General features: G+C 69.7%; 15 protein-coding genes. 2 read left to right on the top strand and 13 right to left on the bottom strand.

The genetic code is table 11. The annotated features are described in order from the left end of the window. Positions 1–6 precede the first annotated feature (6 nt). Together rpsJ and ACFE7H_RS09615 are read right to left on the bottom strand one after the other, a co-directional pair. Positions 7–315 (bottom strand): 30S ribosomal protein S10, encoded by a 309-nt coding sequence (gene rpsJ, locus ACFE7H_RS09620; protein WP_375401013.1) that lies wholly within the window; start codon positions 313–315, stop codon positions 7–9. Positions 316–829: 514 nt separating this feature from the next. Further along, positions 830–1,138 carry a hypothetical protein gene (locus tag ACFE7H_RS09615; RefSeq protein ID WP_375401012.1) on the bottom strand — a complete coding sequence of 103 codons (309 nt, stop codon included), beginning with the start codon at positions 1,136–1,138 and terminating at the stop codon, positions 830–832. 75 nt (positions 1,139–1,213) lie between these two features. Between ACFE7H_RS09615 and ACFE7H_RS09610 the strand changes: the two genes are divergently transcribed. Both ACFE7H_RS09610 and ACFE7H_RS09605 read left to right on the top strand, forming a co-directional pair. Next, complete coding sequence (locus ACFE7H_RS09610; protein ID WP_375401011.1) at positions 1,214–1,534, top strand: hypothetical protein; 321 nt, start codon at positions 1,214–1,216, stop codon at positions 1,532–1,534. 417 nt (positions 1,535–1,951) lie between these two features. Next, positions 1,952–3,325, top strand: a complete 1,374-nt coding sequence (locus ACFE7H_RS09605; RefSeq protein ID WP_375401010.1) for an aldehyde dehydrogenase family protein — start codon at positions 1,952–1,954, stop codon at positions 3,323–3,325. On the opposite strand, the gene ACFE7H_RS09600 is transcribed toward ACFE7H_RS09605, so the two are convergent. The 11 genes from ACFE7H_RS09600 to pilM all read right to left on the bottom strand — a co-directional run bounded on the left by ACFE7H_RS09600 (position 3,303) and on the right by pilM (position 15,458). Then, complete coding sequence (locus ACFE7H_RS09600) at positions 3,303–4,334, bottom strand: DNA topoisomerase IB (protein ID WP_375401009.1); 1,032 nt, start codon at positions 4,332–4,334, stop codon at positions 3,303–3,305. The genes ACFE7H_RS09605 and ACFE7H_RS09600 overlap by 23 nt on opposite strands. Before the next feature lie 74 nt (positions 4,335–4,408). After that, a complete protein-coding gene (locus tag ACFE7H_RS09595) occupies positions 4,409–5,980 on the bottom strand; it encodes a Mur ligase family protein (protein WP_375401008.1) in 1,572 nt (523 codons plus the stop codon). Between the two features lie 198 nt (positions 5,981–6,178). Further along, the gene (gene tuf / locus ACFE7H_RS09590) at positions 6,179–7,369 is read right to left on the bottom strand and encodes an elongation factor Tu (RefSeq protein ID WP_375401007.1); all 1,191 of its coding nucleotides are present in this window, start codon (positions 7,367–7,369) and stop codon (positions 6,179–6,181) included. A 332-nt stretch (positions 7,370–7,701) separates the two neighbouring features. Continuing rightward, positions 7,702–9,804, bottom strand: a complete 2,103-nt coding sequence (gene fusA / locus ACFE7H_RS09585; RefSeq protein ID WP_375401040.1) for an elongation factor G — start codon at positions 9,802–9,804, stop codon at positions 7,702–7,704. A 176-nt stretch (positions 9,805–9,980) separates the two neighbouring features. After that, a complete protein-coding gene (gene rpsG / locus ACFE7H_RS09580) occupies positions 9,981–10,451 on the bottom strand; it encodes a 30S ribosomal protein S7 (protein ID WP_375401006.1) in 471 nt (156 codons plus the stop codon). Next, positions 10,451–10,825: a 30S ribosomal protein S12 gene (gene rpsL / locus ACFE7H_RS09575; protein ID WP_027692591.1), complete on the bottom strand. Its 375-nt coding sequence runs from the start codon at positions 10,823–10,825 to the stop codon at positions 10,451–10,453. The genes rpsG and rpsL overlap by 1 nt, the downstream gene beginning before the upstream one ends. 469 nt (positions 10,826–11,294) lie before the next feature. After that, positions 11,295–11,753, bottom strand: coding sequence for a DUF6121 family protein (locus ACFE7H_RS09570; protein WP_375401005.1), 459 nt, complete (start codon positions 11,751–11,753; stop codon positions 11,295–11,297). A gap of 13 nt (positions 11,754–11,766) precedes the next feature. Then, positions 11,767–12,774 (bottom strand): hypothetical protein, encoded by a 1,008-nt coding sequence (locus ACFE7H_RS09565; protein ID WP_375401004.1) that lies wholly within the window; start codon positions 12,772–12,774, stop codon positions 11,767–11,769. Positions 12,775–12,886: 112 nt separating this feature from the next. Further along, on the bottom strand, positions 12,887–13,558 hold the full coding sequence (locus ACFE7H_RS09560; protein ID WP_375401003.1) for a hypothetical protein: 672 nt from the start codon (positions 13,556–13,558) through the stop codon (positions 12,887–12,889). Next, positions 13,555–14,418, bottom strand: coding sequence for a hypothetical protein (locus tag ACFE7H_RS09555; RefSeq protein WP_375401002.1), 864 nt, complete (start codon positions 14,416–14,418; stop codon positions 13,555–13,557). Before ACFE7H_RS09555 ends, ACFE7H_RS09560 begins: the two co-directional genes overlap by 4 nt. Further along, the gene (gene pilM, locus ACFE7H_RS09550; protein ID WP_375401001.1) at positions 14,415–15,458 is read right to left on the bottom strand and encodes a type IV pilus assembly protein PilM; all 1,044 of its coding nucleotides are present in this window, start codon (positions 15,456–15,458) and stop codon (positions 14,415–14,417) included. The genes ACFE7H_RS09555 and pilM overlap by 4 nt, the downstream gene beginning before the upstream one ends. Positions 15,459–15,480: the final 22 nt, after the last annotated feature.

Genomic DNA, 15,480 nt, shown 5'->3' with positions numbered 1-15,480 from the left:
GAATCCCTAGAGCTTGATCTCGATGGCGACGTCGGCGGGCAGGTCGAGGCGCATGAGCGAGTCGACCGCCTTCGGCGTCGGGTCGATGATGTCGATCAGCCGCTTGTGCGTGCGCATCTCGAAGTGCTCGCGGCTGTCCTTGTACTTGTGCGGGGAGCGGATGACCGCGATGACGTTCTTCTCGGTCGGCAGCGGCACCGGGCCGACGACCTGCGCACCGGCGCGGGTGACGGTGTCGACGATCTTGCGCGCGGAGCTGTCGAGCCCGGCGTGGTCGTACGACTTCAGTCGGATGCGGATCTTCTGTCCCGCCATGGTGTTCCTCGCTTCGTGCGCTTCGCGCCGCTCGTGGATGGACCCGGCCGACTCGCGCACCGGCCCGTGAGTCAGACGGGATGGCGCGCGCTCCGCACCGCTGTTCTGCTGTCTGGTGGCGCGGGAGACCCGCCGCCGCTTCTCGCCGCACGCATGCGCACCACACCCGAGCGGATCGAATCCGCGGCGCGGCCGTCGCACACCTGCTGGACGCGCACCTGTCGAACAGGATCGCTTCCGGTGAGGAGCCGAGTGTTCTGCTGTCTGCGACCTACCCGTACTAGACGGCTATGCACTGCCTGACAGTGATCCGGACCGCACGCCTCAGCGCCGCAACCCGAAATGTGGAACCCCGATATCTTGCCATGCCCCCAGACGGGTCGCAACCCGGGCGTGTCGCCCGCCCCGCGCCCGCCGCGAGGTCTCTCCAACCCGACGCGGTACTCGCGCCGTCCACGCGGGTGGTGCACCACCCGCGTGGAGGTGCAGGTACCGCGTCGTCTGAGGATCGTCCTCAGTCGGACTGCTTCGGGATACCGGCGGCGAGCAGGATGCGCTCGAGGCCGCTGCTCCTCAGGTCGCGCCAGTCCCACCGCGCGAACCGCGGCCGCTGCAGTCGAATCCGGTTCTCACGATTCTTCTCACGGATCACGATGTCCTCCACGGACCCGCCTCTCCTGTAGCGGTCGAGCCGGTACTTGATCTCGCCGTCGAACTCGCCGATGCCGCCGACCTCCTGCCAGCCGAAGTCGCCGTACTCGACGCGCTCGCCGGTGGCGATCGGCACCTGCAGCTCGGGCTTCACGAAACCGAGAAGGTGCATGCGAACGCGACTGACCGACTCTCCGGGCGATCCGCTGCGCGCATCGGCGAATGAAAGCACGGACGCCAGACGCCGATGGCGCTGCCCGGCGCCGTGCGCGTCCTGGAGGTTCAGGAGCTCTGTCGCCGCGCCGAGGTGCATCCGGAGAACCGCGTCGACGACCACGACCGCCTCCTCGAACGGAAGGGTCATGGCGAGATCGAATGCCGTGCGAGCCGGGCTGGTGACGGTCATCCCGTCGACGAGCACGGTGCGCACCCCGTCAAGACCGAGGCAGTGCCGCACGACGTCGAGCTGCGACCGACCGCCTGTGCGCCGTTCGCAGAGCAGATGCACCCGGTCCGGCCAGGGGCGGAGCTGCGGAATACCGAGAAGGGCGGCTGCAGACTGATGTGAGAACACATGCGGGCGGGCGAGCGTGAGATGCGCGGCTCGGATACGGAGCAGGTAGCTCGCTGAACCGCCGTCGATCGCGGTATCGGCGGGCAGGTAAATCCCGCGGCGCGCACGAACGAGGGTCGCGTCCCGCTCGGGACGCTCCCGACCGCGGCGCAGCAGTTCGTCCCTGGAGACCATCGGACCGAATTGCACGCCTGCGACGGTGGCAGAGCGCGACTGCGCTGCGGCGCTCGATCCCGCATCGGCGGCGCACCCGCCGTCCGTCCGCTGCTGTGGAGGAGAGGATCAGCCACCGGCGCCGATGGTCGCGCGATATGTGCACCAGGCCGCGGTACGTACACCTACCGCGCCGAGGGCGCAGGTACCGCGTGCCGGCGCGAGCACGGCGCGGAGCGGGCGGGGTAGCGTGCGCGGGTGGATGCCGGGGCGGTCGTCAGCGGGTTGCGGCGCACGTATGAGGGCGGGGTGACGCGGCCCGTTGCCTGGCGGCTTCAGCAGTTGGCGGCGCTCGGCGCCATGCTGCAGCGGCACGGGGCGCGGTTCGAGCAGGCGCTGCTGGCGGATCTGGGTAAGGCGCCAGCGGAGTCGGTGGCGACCGAGATCGGTTTCCTCACCACCGAGGTGACGCACGTGCGCCGGCGGTTGCGGCAGTGGCTGCGTCCCATCGAGGAGCATGTGCCGTGGCAGTTGCAGCCCGCCTCCGCCCGCACGGTGCTGGAGCCGCTCGGCGTCGCCCTGGTGATCGCGCCCTGGAACTATCCGCTCATGCTGGCGCTGTCGCCGGTGATCGGGGCGCTCGGCGCCGGCAACGCCGTGGTGCTGAAGCCGAGCGAACTGGCGCCCGTCACCTCCGCGCTGCTCGCCGAGCTGCTGCCCGCGACACTCGACCCCCGCGCCGTCGCCGTGGTGGAGGGCGGCGTTCCCGAGACCACCGCGCTGCTGGAGCAGCGCTTCGACACCATCTTCTACACCGGCAACGGTCGCGTCGGCCGGATCGTGATGGCGGCCGCCGCCCGCCACCTGACCCCGGTCACGCTGGAGTTGGGCGGCAAGTCGCCGGTGTACGTCGACGACTCCGCAGACCTGGCAGTCGCCGCGCGACGCATCGCGTGGGGCAAGTACCTGAACGCCGGGCAGACCTGCGTCGCTCCCGACCATGTGCTGGCGCACCACTCGATCGCCGACGAGCTGGTGGCCCGGATCGGACATGCCGTGACCGACATGTACGGCGCGGATCCCCTGGCGAGCGACGATCTGGCCCGGATCGTCACGACCGCTCAGTTCGACCGTCTGACCGGGATGCTCGGCGACGGACAGGTCGCGGTCGGCGGAACGAGCGACCGCGGCACGCTGAAGATCGCACCGACCGTACTGACCGGCGTTCCGGACACCGCCGAGTCGATGCAGCAGGAGATCTTCGGCCCCCTGCTGCCGGTGATCCAGGTGGCACACGAGCAGGACGCGATCGAGCGGGTGGCCGCCGGCGACAAGCCGCTGGCCCTCTACGTGTTCACATCGGGCGCGGAGTCACGAAGGCGGTGGACCACCGCGACCAGTTCCGGCGCGATCGGCTTCGACATCCCCGTCGCGCACCTGATCGTCCCCGGCATCCCCTTCGGGGGCGTGGGCCCGTCGGGGATGGGCAGCTACCACGGACGCCGATCGATCCTGGCGTTCAGCCACGAGAAGGCGATCTTCGCCAAACGCGCACGTCCGGACACGCTGCGTCTCTTCATGCCGCCCTATACCGCGGGGCGGGAGCGACTCATCCGGCGTCTGTTCCGCTGACCGGCTCGTCCGGCGGCTGGAACAGCATCGACAGCAGTTCCTGCTCGGCGGCCTTGGGCCGGGCGGGATCGATCGTCTCCCCCGCACGGAAGCGGTCGACCACGCGCGGATCCACGTAGCTGGCCTTCGCGATCGTGGGCGTGTTGCTCAGCACGGCGGCAGCCGCGCGCATGGCCTCGGCGATCGCCCTCTGCTGCTTCGACTTGCCCGACTCCGGTCCGTGCCTGGCGAGGCTGGCCGCCGCCGTCACCGAGCCCCGCAACGTGCGGAAGTCCTTGGCGCTGAACCTGCCGCCGGTGCGCTTCTTCACGTACCGGTTCACGTCCTGGGGCGTGATGTGGTGCCACTGTCCGTCGTCCTCGAACTGCAGCAGCCGCTCCCCCGGCACGCGCTGCTGCAGCTCGGCGAGCACCGCGGCCAGGTCGGCGTCCTTGATCGTGGAGTCCCAGGTCTTGTGGCTCTTCGCCGGGAAGGTGAGGCGGATGGCGGCGCCGTCGATCTGCACGTCCGAGGTCAGCAGCGTCGCCAGACCGCGGCTGCCGTTCTCGTCCTCGTAGCGCTCCGACCCGATGCGCAGGCCCCCGAGGTCGAGCAGGCGGAACGCCGCCGCCAGCACTCGTCGGCGCGACAGCCCCTCGTCATGCAGGTGGCGCGTGACCCGTCGCCGTGCGGAGGGCAGCGCCTCCGCCAGCTGGAGCATACGTTCGAACTTGCGGCGCGCGTGCTTCTCGGCCCAGGTGGGGTGGTAGATGTACTGCTTGCGGTTGGCCGCGTCGAACCCGACCGCCTGAATATGCCCGTTCTCGTACGGAGCGATCCACACGTCCTGCCAGGCGGGGGGAATCGCGAGCGCCTCCAGCCGGGCACGTACCTGAGGGTCGTGCAGGGTGGTGCCGTCCAGATCCTTGTAGCTGAAACCGGTGCCGCTGCGCACTCGCCGGAAGCCCTTGCCGAGCGGATTGCTCTTGCGCAGGCGCGTGCTGCGCGGTGCGGCGGAGACGTCGGTCACGACGGGAGTGTAGGTCGCGCGTGCTGACGATCGGCGGAGCTGGCGGGCCGCGGGGTCGGAGGGTCCGGCCGGGTCTAGCCGAGGTCGCGGGAGGGAGCGGCCTCGTAGCCGGCCTCCCGCAGCGCTGCGCGTGCCTCGCGCCTCGCGGAGTAGTCGGTGCGCACTCCTCGGATGTCGCGGTAGTTCTGGTGACCGGGACCCGCCCACAGGATCGCGTCGCCGGGCTCCGCGAGCGACACCGCGAGGCGGATCGCCTGCTCCGGCTGCCCCTCCTCGTACAGCGGATGGCCGGGAGCGGCCTCCCGCGCCGCGGCGAGGAGGCTCGCCCGGATGCTGGCCGGATCCTCGAACCGGGGGTGGTGGTCGGTGACGACCAGCACGTCGCTGCCCTCCACGGCCGCGCGCGCCATGTCGGGCCGCTTGGTGGTGTCGCGGTCGCCGTCGGCGCCGAACAGCATGATCACCCGGCCGGGCGTCACCGCCCGGACCGCGGCGAGGGTCTCTTGGAACGCATGCGGCGAGTGACCGAAGTCCACGTAGACCGCGGGAGCGCCCGGACCCGAGACGAGCTCGGTGCGCCCGGGCAGCGTCACGGCCATCCCCGCCGGCGCCTCGAGCACCGACTTCAGCCGCTCGAAGGCGTAGCCGGCCTGGAGCAGCATCACGATGGCCAGCCCCGCGTTCGCGGCCATGTGCGCGCCGAGCACGGGGATGCGGGTGGCGATGTTCCGCTCCCCCGCCCCGTCGAGCGCGGGCCCATGCAGCACGAACGCGGTGTGCGCCTGGGTCTCCTCGGTGACGGTCACCGTCCAGTCCGCAAGCTCGCCGCCGGCGAGCGCGATCGTGACCGTCGGAACGCCGGCATCGGAAACGATCCGTGCGCCCCAGCGGGTGTCGAGCGAGACGACCGCGCGGCGGGACCGGTCGGGCTGGAAGAGCACGGCCTTCGCCGCGTAGTACTCGTCCATGTCCGCGTAGTCGTCGAGGTGGTCGTGGCTCAGGTTCGTGAATCCCGCGACATCGAAGACGATCCCGTCGAGCCGGTGGCGGGAGAGCCCCTGCGCGCTCACCTCGATGGCGGCGGCCTGCACGCCCGCCTCGACCATCCGCGCGATCAGCGCGTGCAGCTCGGTCGCCTCGGGCGTCGTGAGGCCCGCGATCCGTCGTTCGGCGCCGACCCGGCGCTCGGCGGTCGAGCTGAGCCCGTTCGGCACATCGAGCAGATCGAGCAGGCCCGCGAGGAAGTGGCCCGTGGAGGTCTTGCCGTTCGTTCCCGTTACCCCCAGCAGCAGTGGGTGGTGCTCGCGGGTGCGGTACACGGCCGCGGCCAGGCCGCCGAGCACCAGGCGCGGCTCGACGACGGTCAGCACCGGCACGTCCAGGTCGAGGTCCGCGTGGCCCGGGTCGGTGAGCACCGCGACCGCTCCGCGCCCGACGGCGTCCGCTGCGTAATCGGCACCGTGGCCGCGGACGCCTTGCATCGCGATGAACAGGTGCCCGGGACGGACCGCGCCCGTACCGAGGCTGATCCCGGTCACGGAGACGCCCTGCGGGTCACCGGCGAGCCCGAACCCGGCGGTCAGGTCCGCCAGCGCGAACGGCTCCGTCGATCCGGGTACGAACGGCGACGGAACAGGCGCTGACATGACCGCTCAACCCTATGCGGCACCCTCCTCCGCCCCGCGGATGATCCGCGCCTGTTCCCCGTCTGCCCGGAACCTCGTCTGTCCAGAATGAGGACTGGCGTCCACGCGCGCGCCTGGACGCCAGTCTCGAACCTGAGCAGACGCGGACGGAGAAGGGGCCCGGTCCCTACGGACCGAGCCCCTTCTTGGTGGCGGGTACTACTTGAGGATCTTCGTCACCGTGCCGGCGCCGACCGTGCGGCCGCCCTCGCGGATGGCGAAGCGCAGGCCCTCCTCCATGGCGATCGGCTGGATCAGCTCGACGTTCATCTCGGTGGTATCGCCGGGCATCACCATCTCGGTGCCGTCGGGCAGCGAGATGACGCCCGTGACGTCGGTGGTGCGGAAGTAGAACTGCGGACGGTAGTTCGCGTAGAACGGGTTGTGACGCCCGCCCTCGTCCTTGGACAGGATGTAGGCGTTCGCCTCGAACTGGGTGTGCGGCGTGACCGAACCCGGCTTGACGACGACCTGACCGCGCTCCACGTCCTCGCGCTTGGTGCCGCGCAGCAGCAGACCGACGTTCTCGCCCGCACGGGCCTCGTCGAGCAGCTTGCGGAACATCTCGACGCCGGTGACGGTGGTCTTGATGCTCGGCTTGATGCCGACGATCTCGACCTCCTGGTTCACCTTGAGGATGCCGCGCTCCACGCGGCCGGTGATGACGGTGCCACGACCGGTGATCGTGAACACGTCCTCGATCGGCATCAGGAACGGCTTCTCGATGTCGCGCTCGGGCTCCGGTACGAACTCGTCGACCTTGTCCATCAGGTCGGCGACCGTGGCGCCCCACTTCTCGTCGCCCTCGAGCGCCTGCAGCGCCGAGACTCGCACGATCGGTGCGTCGTCGCCGTCGAACTCCTGGCTGGAGAGCAACTCGCGCACCTCGAGCTCCACGAGCTCCAGGATCTCCTCGTCGTCCACCACGTCGGCCTTGTTCAGGGCCACGACGATGTACGGCACGCCCACCTGGCGGGCGAGCAGCACGTGCTCACGCGTCTGCGGCATGGGGCCGTCGGTGGCGGAGACCACCAGGATCGCGCCGTCCATCTGAGCGGCGCCGGTGATCATGTTCTTGATGTAGTCCGCGTGGCCCGGGGCGTCGACGTGCGCGTAGTGGCGCTTCTCGGTCTGGTACTCCACGTGGGAGATGTTGATCGTGATGCCGCGCTGCTTCTCCTCCGGCGCGTTGTCGATCTGGTCGAACGCGCTCGCGGTGTTGAGCGTGGGGTACTTGTCGTGCAGCACCTTCGTGATCGCCGCCGTCAGCGTGGTCTTGCCGTGGTCGACGTGACCGATCGTTCCGATGTTGACGTGCGGCTTGGTCCGCTCGAACTTGGCCTTGGCCATGCTGGTGTCCTCCTTAGGGACTGTTGGTCGAGGTGTCCCACCTCGGTCCTCCGCGCGGACGGCGCAGAGGACCGGATGAGGTTACCCGCTTTGGGTGGTGTTCGCTGATGCGGAGCGCTGGCGCTCCGCCGCCGGCTCATGCCGGCGCGCTTTTCCGGCGGGCCGCGGAGCGCCCCGCCGCGCGGAGTCGCGTGAGCGATGGAGCGGGGCTTCCTGGAGGGGGCGGCGCAGCCGCTCGCTACAGGAACTCCCTCAAATAAGCACTGCCGGTAACCAGCTGTGCTCATTGCTCCGGCGCCGGAGAACGCCTTCGCGAAGCGAGTGAGCTCCGCTCACTCGCTCTTGTTTTTCTGCACGATCTCGTCCGAGACCGAGCGGGGCACCTCGGCGTAGCTGCCGAACTGCATCGAGTACACAGCGCGGCCCGAGGTCTTCGACCGCAGGTCGCCGACGTAGCCGAACATCTCCGACAGCGGCACCTGCGCGGTGACGACCTTGACTCCGGAGGCGTCCTCCATCGACTGGATCTGGCCACGGCGGCTGTTCAGGTCGCCGATCACGTCGCCCATGTACTCCTCGGGCGTGCGCACCTCGACGGCCATGACCGGCTCCAGCAGCACGGGCTGCGCCTTGCGGGCAGCCTCCTTGAACGCCATGGAGCCGGCGATCTTGAAGGCCATTTCGGAGGAGTCGACCTCGTGGTAGCCGCCGTCGAGCAGCGTCGCCTTGATGCCGACCATCGGGTAGCCCGCCAGCACGCCGACCTGCAGCGCGTCCTGGATGCCGGCATCGACGCTCGGGATGTACTCGCGCGGGATGCGGCCGCCGGTGACCTTGTTCGAGAACTCGTACGACTTGTCGGCCGTGACCTCGAGCGGTTCGAGCGCGATCTGCACCTTGGCGAACTGGCCGGAGCCGCCCGTCTGCTTCTTGTGGGTGTAGTCGTAGCGCTCGACGGTCTTCTTGATGGTCTCGCGGTACGCCACTTGCGGCTTGCCGACGTTCGCCTCGACGTTGAACTCGCGCTTCATGCGGTCGACCAGGATGTCGAGGTGCAGCTCGCCCATCCCCTTGATGATGGTCTGGCCGGTCTCGCGGTTCTGCTCGGTGCGGAACGTGGGGTCTTCTTCGGCGAGCTTCTGGATGGCGATGCCCAGCTTGTCCTGGTCCGCCTTGGTCTTCGGCTCGATGGCGACCTCGATCACGGGCTCCGGGAACGTCATCGACTCCAGTACGACCTGGCTGGTCGGGTCGGAGAGCGTGTCGCCGGTAGTGGTGTCCTTCAGGCCGATCACCGCGTAGATGTGTCCCGCGGAGACGCCGTCGACCGGGTTCTCCTTGTTGGAGTGCATTTGGAAGATCTTGCCGATGCGCTCCTTCTTGCCCTTGGTCGAGTTGATGACCTGCGAGCCACCGTCGATGTGACCGGAGTAGACGCGCACGTAGGTGAGGCGGCCGAAGAAGGGGTGGACCGCGACCTTGAAGGCGAGCGCCGAGAACGGCTCGGACGCGTCGGCGTGACGCAGGATGACCTTCTCCTCGTCGCGCGGGTCGTGGGCCTCGATGGCCGGCACGTCGAGCGGGCTGGGCAGGTAGTCGACCACCGCGTCGAGCATCGGCTGCACGCCGCGGTTCTTGAACGCGGAACCGCAGAGCACGGGGTAGATCTGGCTCGACACCGTCAGCTTGCGGATGGCGCCCTTGATCTCGGCGACCGTCAGCTCCTCGCCGGCGAAGTATTTCTCGAGCAGCGCGTCGTCGGTCTCGGCGACGGTCTCGATCAGCGTGTGGCGGTACTCGGCGGCCTTCTCGGCCAGGTCCGCGGGGATCGCTTCGATGGCGTACTTGGCGCCCAGCTCCACGTCGCCCTTGGCGTCGCCGCGCCAGGTGAGCGCGCGCATCTCGACCAGGTCGACGACACCCTCGAAGGTGTTCTCGAAGCCGATCGGCAGCTGGATGACCAGCGGCTTGGCGCCCAGGCGCTTCACGATGGTGTCGACGGTGTAGTAGAAGTCGGCGCCCAGCTTGTCCATCTTGTTGACGAAGCAGATGCGCGGCACGTCGTACTTGTCGGCCTGACGCCACACGGTCTCGGACTGGGGCTCCACGCCTTCCTTGCCGTCGAAGACCGCCACGGCGCCGTCGAGCACCCGCAGGGAGCGCTCCACCTCGACCGTGAAGTCGACGTGACCGGGGGTGTCGATGATGTTGATCTGGTTGTTGTTCCAGAAGCACGTGGTCGCCGCCGACGTGATGGTGATGCCGCGCTCCTGCTCCTGCGCCATCCAGTCCATCGTGGCGGCGCCGTCGTGCACCTCACCGATCTTGTGAGTGATGCCGGTGTAGAAGAGGATGCGCTCGGTCGTCGTGGTCTTGCCGGCGTCGATGTGCGCCATGATGCCGATGTTGCGGACCTTGGTGAGGTCGGTCAGCACGTCTTGTGCGACTGCCACGATGATTGCCCTTTCTGAGGGTGCTGCAAATGCGCCGTCGAAAGCGACGCGCTGTCAAAGAGGTAACGGTTGACAGGTCCGTTTCATGCCATCGGCCGCGACCCGCCTCGTGAGCGGCATCGCGGCCGATGAAGAATGGGGTGGCTAGTGGCCCGCACTCACCATCTGTAGTGCGCGAAGGCCCGGTTCGACTCGGCCATCTTGTGGGTGTCCTCGCGGCGCTTGACCGCGGCGCCCAGGCCGTTGGAGGCGTCGAGGATCTCGTTGGTGAGGCGCTCGGTCATGGTCTTCTCGCGCCGGGCCTTGGCGTAGGAGGTGAGCCACCGGAGCGCGAGCGTGTTGGCACGGTGCGGCTTGACCTCGACGGGCACCTGGTAGGTGGAACCGCCGACGCGCCGGCTCTTGACCTCGATGGTGGGGCGCACGTTGTCGAGGGCCTTCTTGAGCGTGGCGACCGCGTCCTGACCGTTCTTGGACGACACCTCGTCGAGGGCGCCGTAGACGATGCGCTCGGCGAGACCCTTCTTGCCGTCGACCAGGATCTTGTTGACGAGCTGGCTGACGACCGGGGCGCCGTGCACCGGGTCGGCGACGACCGGACGCTTGGGGGCTGGTCCCTTGCGGGGCATTACTTCTTCTCCATCTTCGCGCCGTAGCGGCTGCGAGCCTGCTTGCGGTTCTTCACCGCCTGGGTGTCGAGCGCACCGCGCACGATCTTGTAACGCACGCCGGGCAGATCCTTCACGCGACCGCCGCGCACCAGCACCATGGAGTGCTCCTGCAGGTTGTGCCCCTCGCCCGGGATGTAGGCGGTCACCTCGGTGCCGTTCGAGAGCTTGACGCGGGCCACCTTGCGCAGTGCCGAGTTCGGCTTCTTCGGCGTGGTCGTGTACACGCGGGTGCAGACGCCGCGCTGCTGCGGATTCGCCTTCAGCGCCGGCGCCTTGGTCTTGACGACCTTGGGGCTGCGGCCCTTGCGGACCAGCTGCTGGATGGTGGGCACGGTGCTCCTGTTCGTCCCCGTCGAATGACACGACGGTTCTTCGGTCTGACTGTTCTGAGACCCTCGTATGTGAGGCGCTCGTGTATCAGGTGCTGCTGGACCCACGGCGAACCGCAGGTCGACGCGCCGTGCGAATCCGCCTGCGACGTGAAGCGCCGGATGATCCGCCGGGAGCGACAGGGCCCTGGTGGATGCCGCGGCCTGCTGCCGCGAGCGGTCGTGGGTCACGCTGACGCGACGCACACCGGCCTCGATTGTAAGCGCACGGGAAGGGGCGGTCAAACCTGCGCGCGCGGAGCCCCGACTCCGCCCTTCAGAGCACGCCTCCGAACCAGACCTTCAGAGCACGACAGCAGGACAGGGTCCCGTCAGCAGGCTGCCGGTCGACCCACGACCTGCTGTCGGGACCTGGTCCTGCCATCGTGCTCGCACTTCGGGCCGGGGAGCGCGCGGCCGACCCGTGTGGACGTCAGTGGTCGTCCCGCTCCCACGGCCACTTGGGCGGGCCCGCACCCAGGTCCTGGGCGCGCAGCATCGCGACGAAGACGACGCCGGCCACCCCCGCGAGCAGGGCGGGCAGCAACACGAACAGGCTGAGCGCGCTGCCGGCAGCGAACAGCAGCGCGGTTGCGGCGTCGCCGCGCACGACGGCGTAGGCCACCGCGCCGACGACGAGCAGCACCAGGTAGGTGCCGAACAGGGTCTCGACCGGCAGCAGGCTTCGTCGGCCGCGGGCGGTGCCGAGCAGCAGACGCAGGAGCAGGGCGAGCACGGCCGCCGCGATCATCGCGGGGCCGACCAGCGATCCGGCGCCGCGCTCGGGCACCACGTCGATGTCGAGCAGCAGGCTGAGCACGCCGTCGGAGGCGATCACGCACGCCGCCCACGCGAGCACCGTCAGTGCTGCGATGCCCGGCGCGCGCAGCACCGGGGATCGGCCGTCAGGCGGCGTCGGCGAGTTCGTGCTCGTACTCGTCGCGTGCCTCCCGGTTCTTGCGCCGCAGCCGCTTGCCGTGCGCGCCGATCGCGAAGCCAGTCCACAGCATCACCTCGCGCGCCGCGATGCCGGCCAGGGCGAACTCCGGGCTGATGAGCACCTGCCGCAGGATGTCCTGCGTCACGGACTGGCCCGCCAGCGTCACGACGATCACGATGCTGCCCAGGTAGACGGCGATACCGACGACGAGGCTCGCGACCACGTAGGTGAAGCGGCCTGCGCGGTTGAACAGGATCACGAGCAGCTCGTAGAGCACGACGAAGAGCACCAGCGGCACCCACACCAGGCGCTCCGTGATCAGCGACTGCAGACCGGGACCCACCTGCGCCGGCCCGGAGAGGACGACGATCAGCAGGGCGATCACCGCCAGGTAGAGGGCCTCGAACAGCAGAGCGGACAGCAGCACCATGCCGGTGGCGAACAGACGGTTGCTGCGCCTGCGCGGCTGGGGCGGCTCCGTGGCGGCGGCGATCGGCGCGGCGGTGGAGGTGCGCTCCGGCGGCGCGGACTGCTCCGGCGGCGGGGACACCGGAGCAGCGGAGCGCGTCGGCGCCGACTCCGACTCCGACTGCACGGACTCGGGCTGCACGGCGACTGCGGGTGCGGCGGCGACCGGCGGAGGGGCGGTGCGCTGCTGAGCGTTCCCCTGGGGTTGAACAGGTTCGGTCGTGTCCTCGACCGGCTCGACCGGCTGCGCCTGGACGGCGGAGGCGGGGTGCGGCGTGTCCAGCGGTACGGCGACGGCCTCGGTCCGAGGTGTCGACTGCTGTCCTGCCGGCTGCTGCGACTCCGGTACCTGGGCGCCGGTGACGAACTCGGGCCCCGGCGACTCGGTCCCGGATGCGGGTACCGACGACCCGGCCGGGGCGTCCCCCGCCACGTGCTTGGCGCCGGTGTCGCCGATGGGCTCGGGCGCCCCGTCGTCGGTCGGTGTCGCCTTCGGCTCGGCCATGCTCGTCACTCCTGGTGTTCGGACGACTGCGCGAATCCGGCGAAAGTCGCCCGACCCCGTCCGCCGCTCCGTCGAGCCTAGGCGGAAGCTCCGGTGCCGCGTCCCGTGACGGTCACTTGGTGACCGGGGTGGTTCCGTCGGTCAGCAGGTAGACGTAGCCGTTCACGGTGGCGCTGAAGGCGCCGCTTGCGGAGCCCGTGCCGATCGTCAGTGTCTTGACGACGAAGAGGCGCTTGCCCGTCTGCAGACCGCCGACGAAGTCGACGAGGTCGGCGTAGTCGCCCGCGGCCTGCACCTGCACGGGGATCGAGTAGAGCCCCGAGGCGCTGGTGGGCGCAGCCGTCGTCGACGTGGACGACGTCGAGGTCGGAGCAGCGGACGGTGCAGGCGTCGCGGCCGTCGCGGGTGCCGAGGTCGAGGTCGCGCCGGAGGCGGAGGCGTCGAACTTCTCCGCATCCCCGCCCGTGTACCCGGTCAGGTGCACCCCGTACTTGTGCTCCAGCGAGTTCAGCTCGCCCAGCAGGCTGGACAGCTGCGGCTTGGCGGGCAGGGCGGCGTTCGCCTTCGCCAGCCTCGTCTGCAGCGCGGCCATGTTGCGCTTGTCCGACACGAGCGACGTCAAGGCCAGCGACTGGGTCTGGTTCAGCGCGTCGACCGACGCCCTCTCGGCGTTGTTCGCCTGCGCCTCCTTCAGTGCCGGAGCGACGCCGAGCACCACGGACAGCAGCAGCACGAGCACGATGACGGCGACCAGGCCGGTCGCCCACAGTCGATCGCGGGTCATCGCCCGTCTCCTTCCGCATCGGTCGTGCCGCTCTTCGTCGATGACGCCCTGGCGGCGGTCGAGGCCGAGTCGTCAGGCGGCCGCACCGTCACGGTGACCGTGGGCACCGGAGTCGGCGTCGGCGTGGAGGTGACCACCGGCACCGGCACGGGGGTGGGGGTGGGCGTGGGCTTCACCCCTTGCGACGACTTGGCCCGGACGGACGACGCCGATTCCGGCGACGCGGCGGTATATGCCTTGGCGTTGATATGCACCACGACATCGGCGCCGAGTTGTCCGCCGGCATCCGCCGCGACGTTCCCCGCCGAGGCGTCGACGAAGCCCGGCAGCACCGGAAGCGCGTTCAGCCAGGTCTGGATGGATGCCAGGCCGCGGGTGGTCACGTGCAGGGTCAGGGTCGCGACCCGAGGGCCCTGCAGCGGGCTGGTCGGCTGCAGGTACGGCTGCCCGGGCGCGGCCGAATCGATCTGCACCGTGACGATGCTCATGCCGTTCGGCAGGGTGGCTCCGACCCGCTCCAGGTAGGGCTTCCACAGGATCTCGGTCCCGGTGGCGGTCGCGCGGGCGGCGTCGACGCTCGTCAGTCGCGCCCGAGCGGACGTGACGCCCGAGTAGGCCGCCTGCTGCCGGATGAGGGAGTTCGTCTGGTTTCGGGCCGCCTGCAGCGCAGCGGCACTGGCGGTCACGGTGATCTTGGCGGTGGCGACACCGAGAATGGCGATGAAGAGTGCCACGACGACGCCGAGCGCGAGCGCTCGCCGCGTCGCGTAGGCCCGCCGGCCGGCTCGCACCTCCTCCGGCAGCAGATCGGCGCGCGGAATACCGCCGACGACCAGGCGCTGTTCCCGTCCGAGCCTCATGAGCGGCTCCCGAGTGCGAGCCCGAGTGCGACCGCGAGCGCATCGCTGTCGTCGCCCGCATCCTTCGCTTCCCGGCCCCGGCGGATGCCGGCGAACGCGTCGCCGCGCAGCACCGGGATGCCGCTCACCTCGCTGAGCGAGTGTTCGAACCCCTGCAGGTGCGACCCTCCGCCGGTCAGGACGATCCGCTCGACGGCCGAGCCCTCGTGCACGCGCAGGTAGTAGGCGAGCGTGTTCCGCAGCGACGCGAGCAGGCCGGTCTCGAACTCGCTGACGACCTCGGCGGCGTCGGCCAACTCCGCCGGCAGGCTCGCGGTGTTCCCGCGGACGGTTCGCTTGACCTCCTCCGCGAGTGCCGGGCTGATCTGCAGTCGTCGGATCAACTCGCTCGACAGGTCGTCGCCGCCCGTGCGGATGATCCGGACGAACTGCGGGACGCCGTCGGCCAGCACCACCACACTGGTCGCGCTGGCGCCGACGTCCACGACGCCGACGGTGCCGGAGGAGCCGATGTCGCGCTGCAGCGCACGGCTGAGCGCGAACGGCACCACGTCCACCTCGACGGTCGTCAGCCCGGCCAGTTCGACGGCCGCGACATTCGCCCGAACGGTCTCCCGCAGTGCCGCGATGACCAGTCCGTTCACCACCGGCCCGTTCTCGCCGGCCTCTTCCGAGGTCGGGTAGAAGTCCAGGATCATCTCGGCGACCGGCACGGGCAGGGCGTCCTGCACCTGGTACGGCAGGGACTGCTTGATCTGGCGCAGTGGCATGCGAGGAACGGTGACCTCACGTGCGAGCACTCGTTGCCCGCCGATGCCCAGCACCACCTTCTTGGTCTTGAATCCACTCGTGGCCCACATGGACTTGAGCGTCGTTGCGACCAGGTCGCCGTCGATCACCTCGCCGGACCGCGCCGCGCCGTCAGGCAGGGCCACCTCCAGCCGGCGCAGCACGGTCGGACGCGCCGATGCCGGATTCGCGACCTCGACGGCGCGCACCGAGGCGCTGCCGATATCCAGGCCGACCACACTCTTCGTCACTGATTCCCCCTAGTTCGCCCGG

This window comes from uncultured Amnibacterium sp. (assembly GCF_964250715.1).
Classification (GTDB): domain Bacteria; phylum Actinomycetota; class Actinomycetes; order Actinomycetales; family Microbacteriaceae; genus Amnibacterium.
This window is presented reverse-complemented; position numbering and strand designations above follow the sequence as displayed.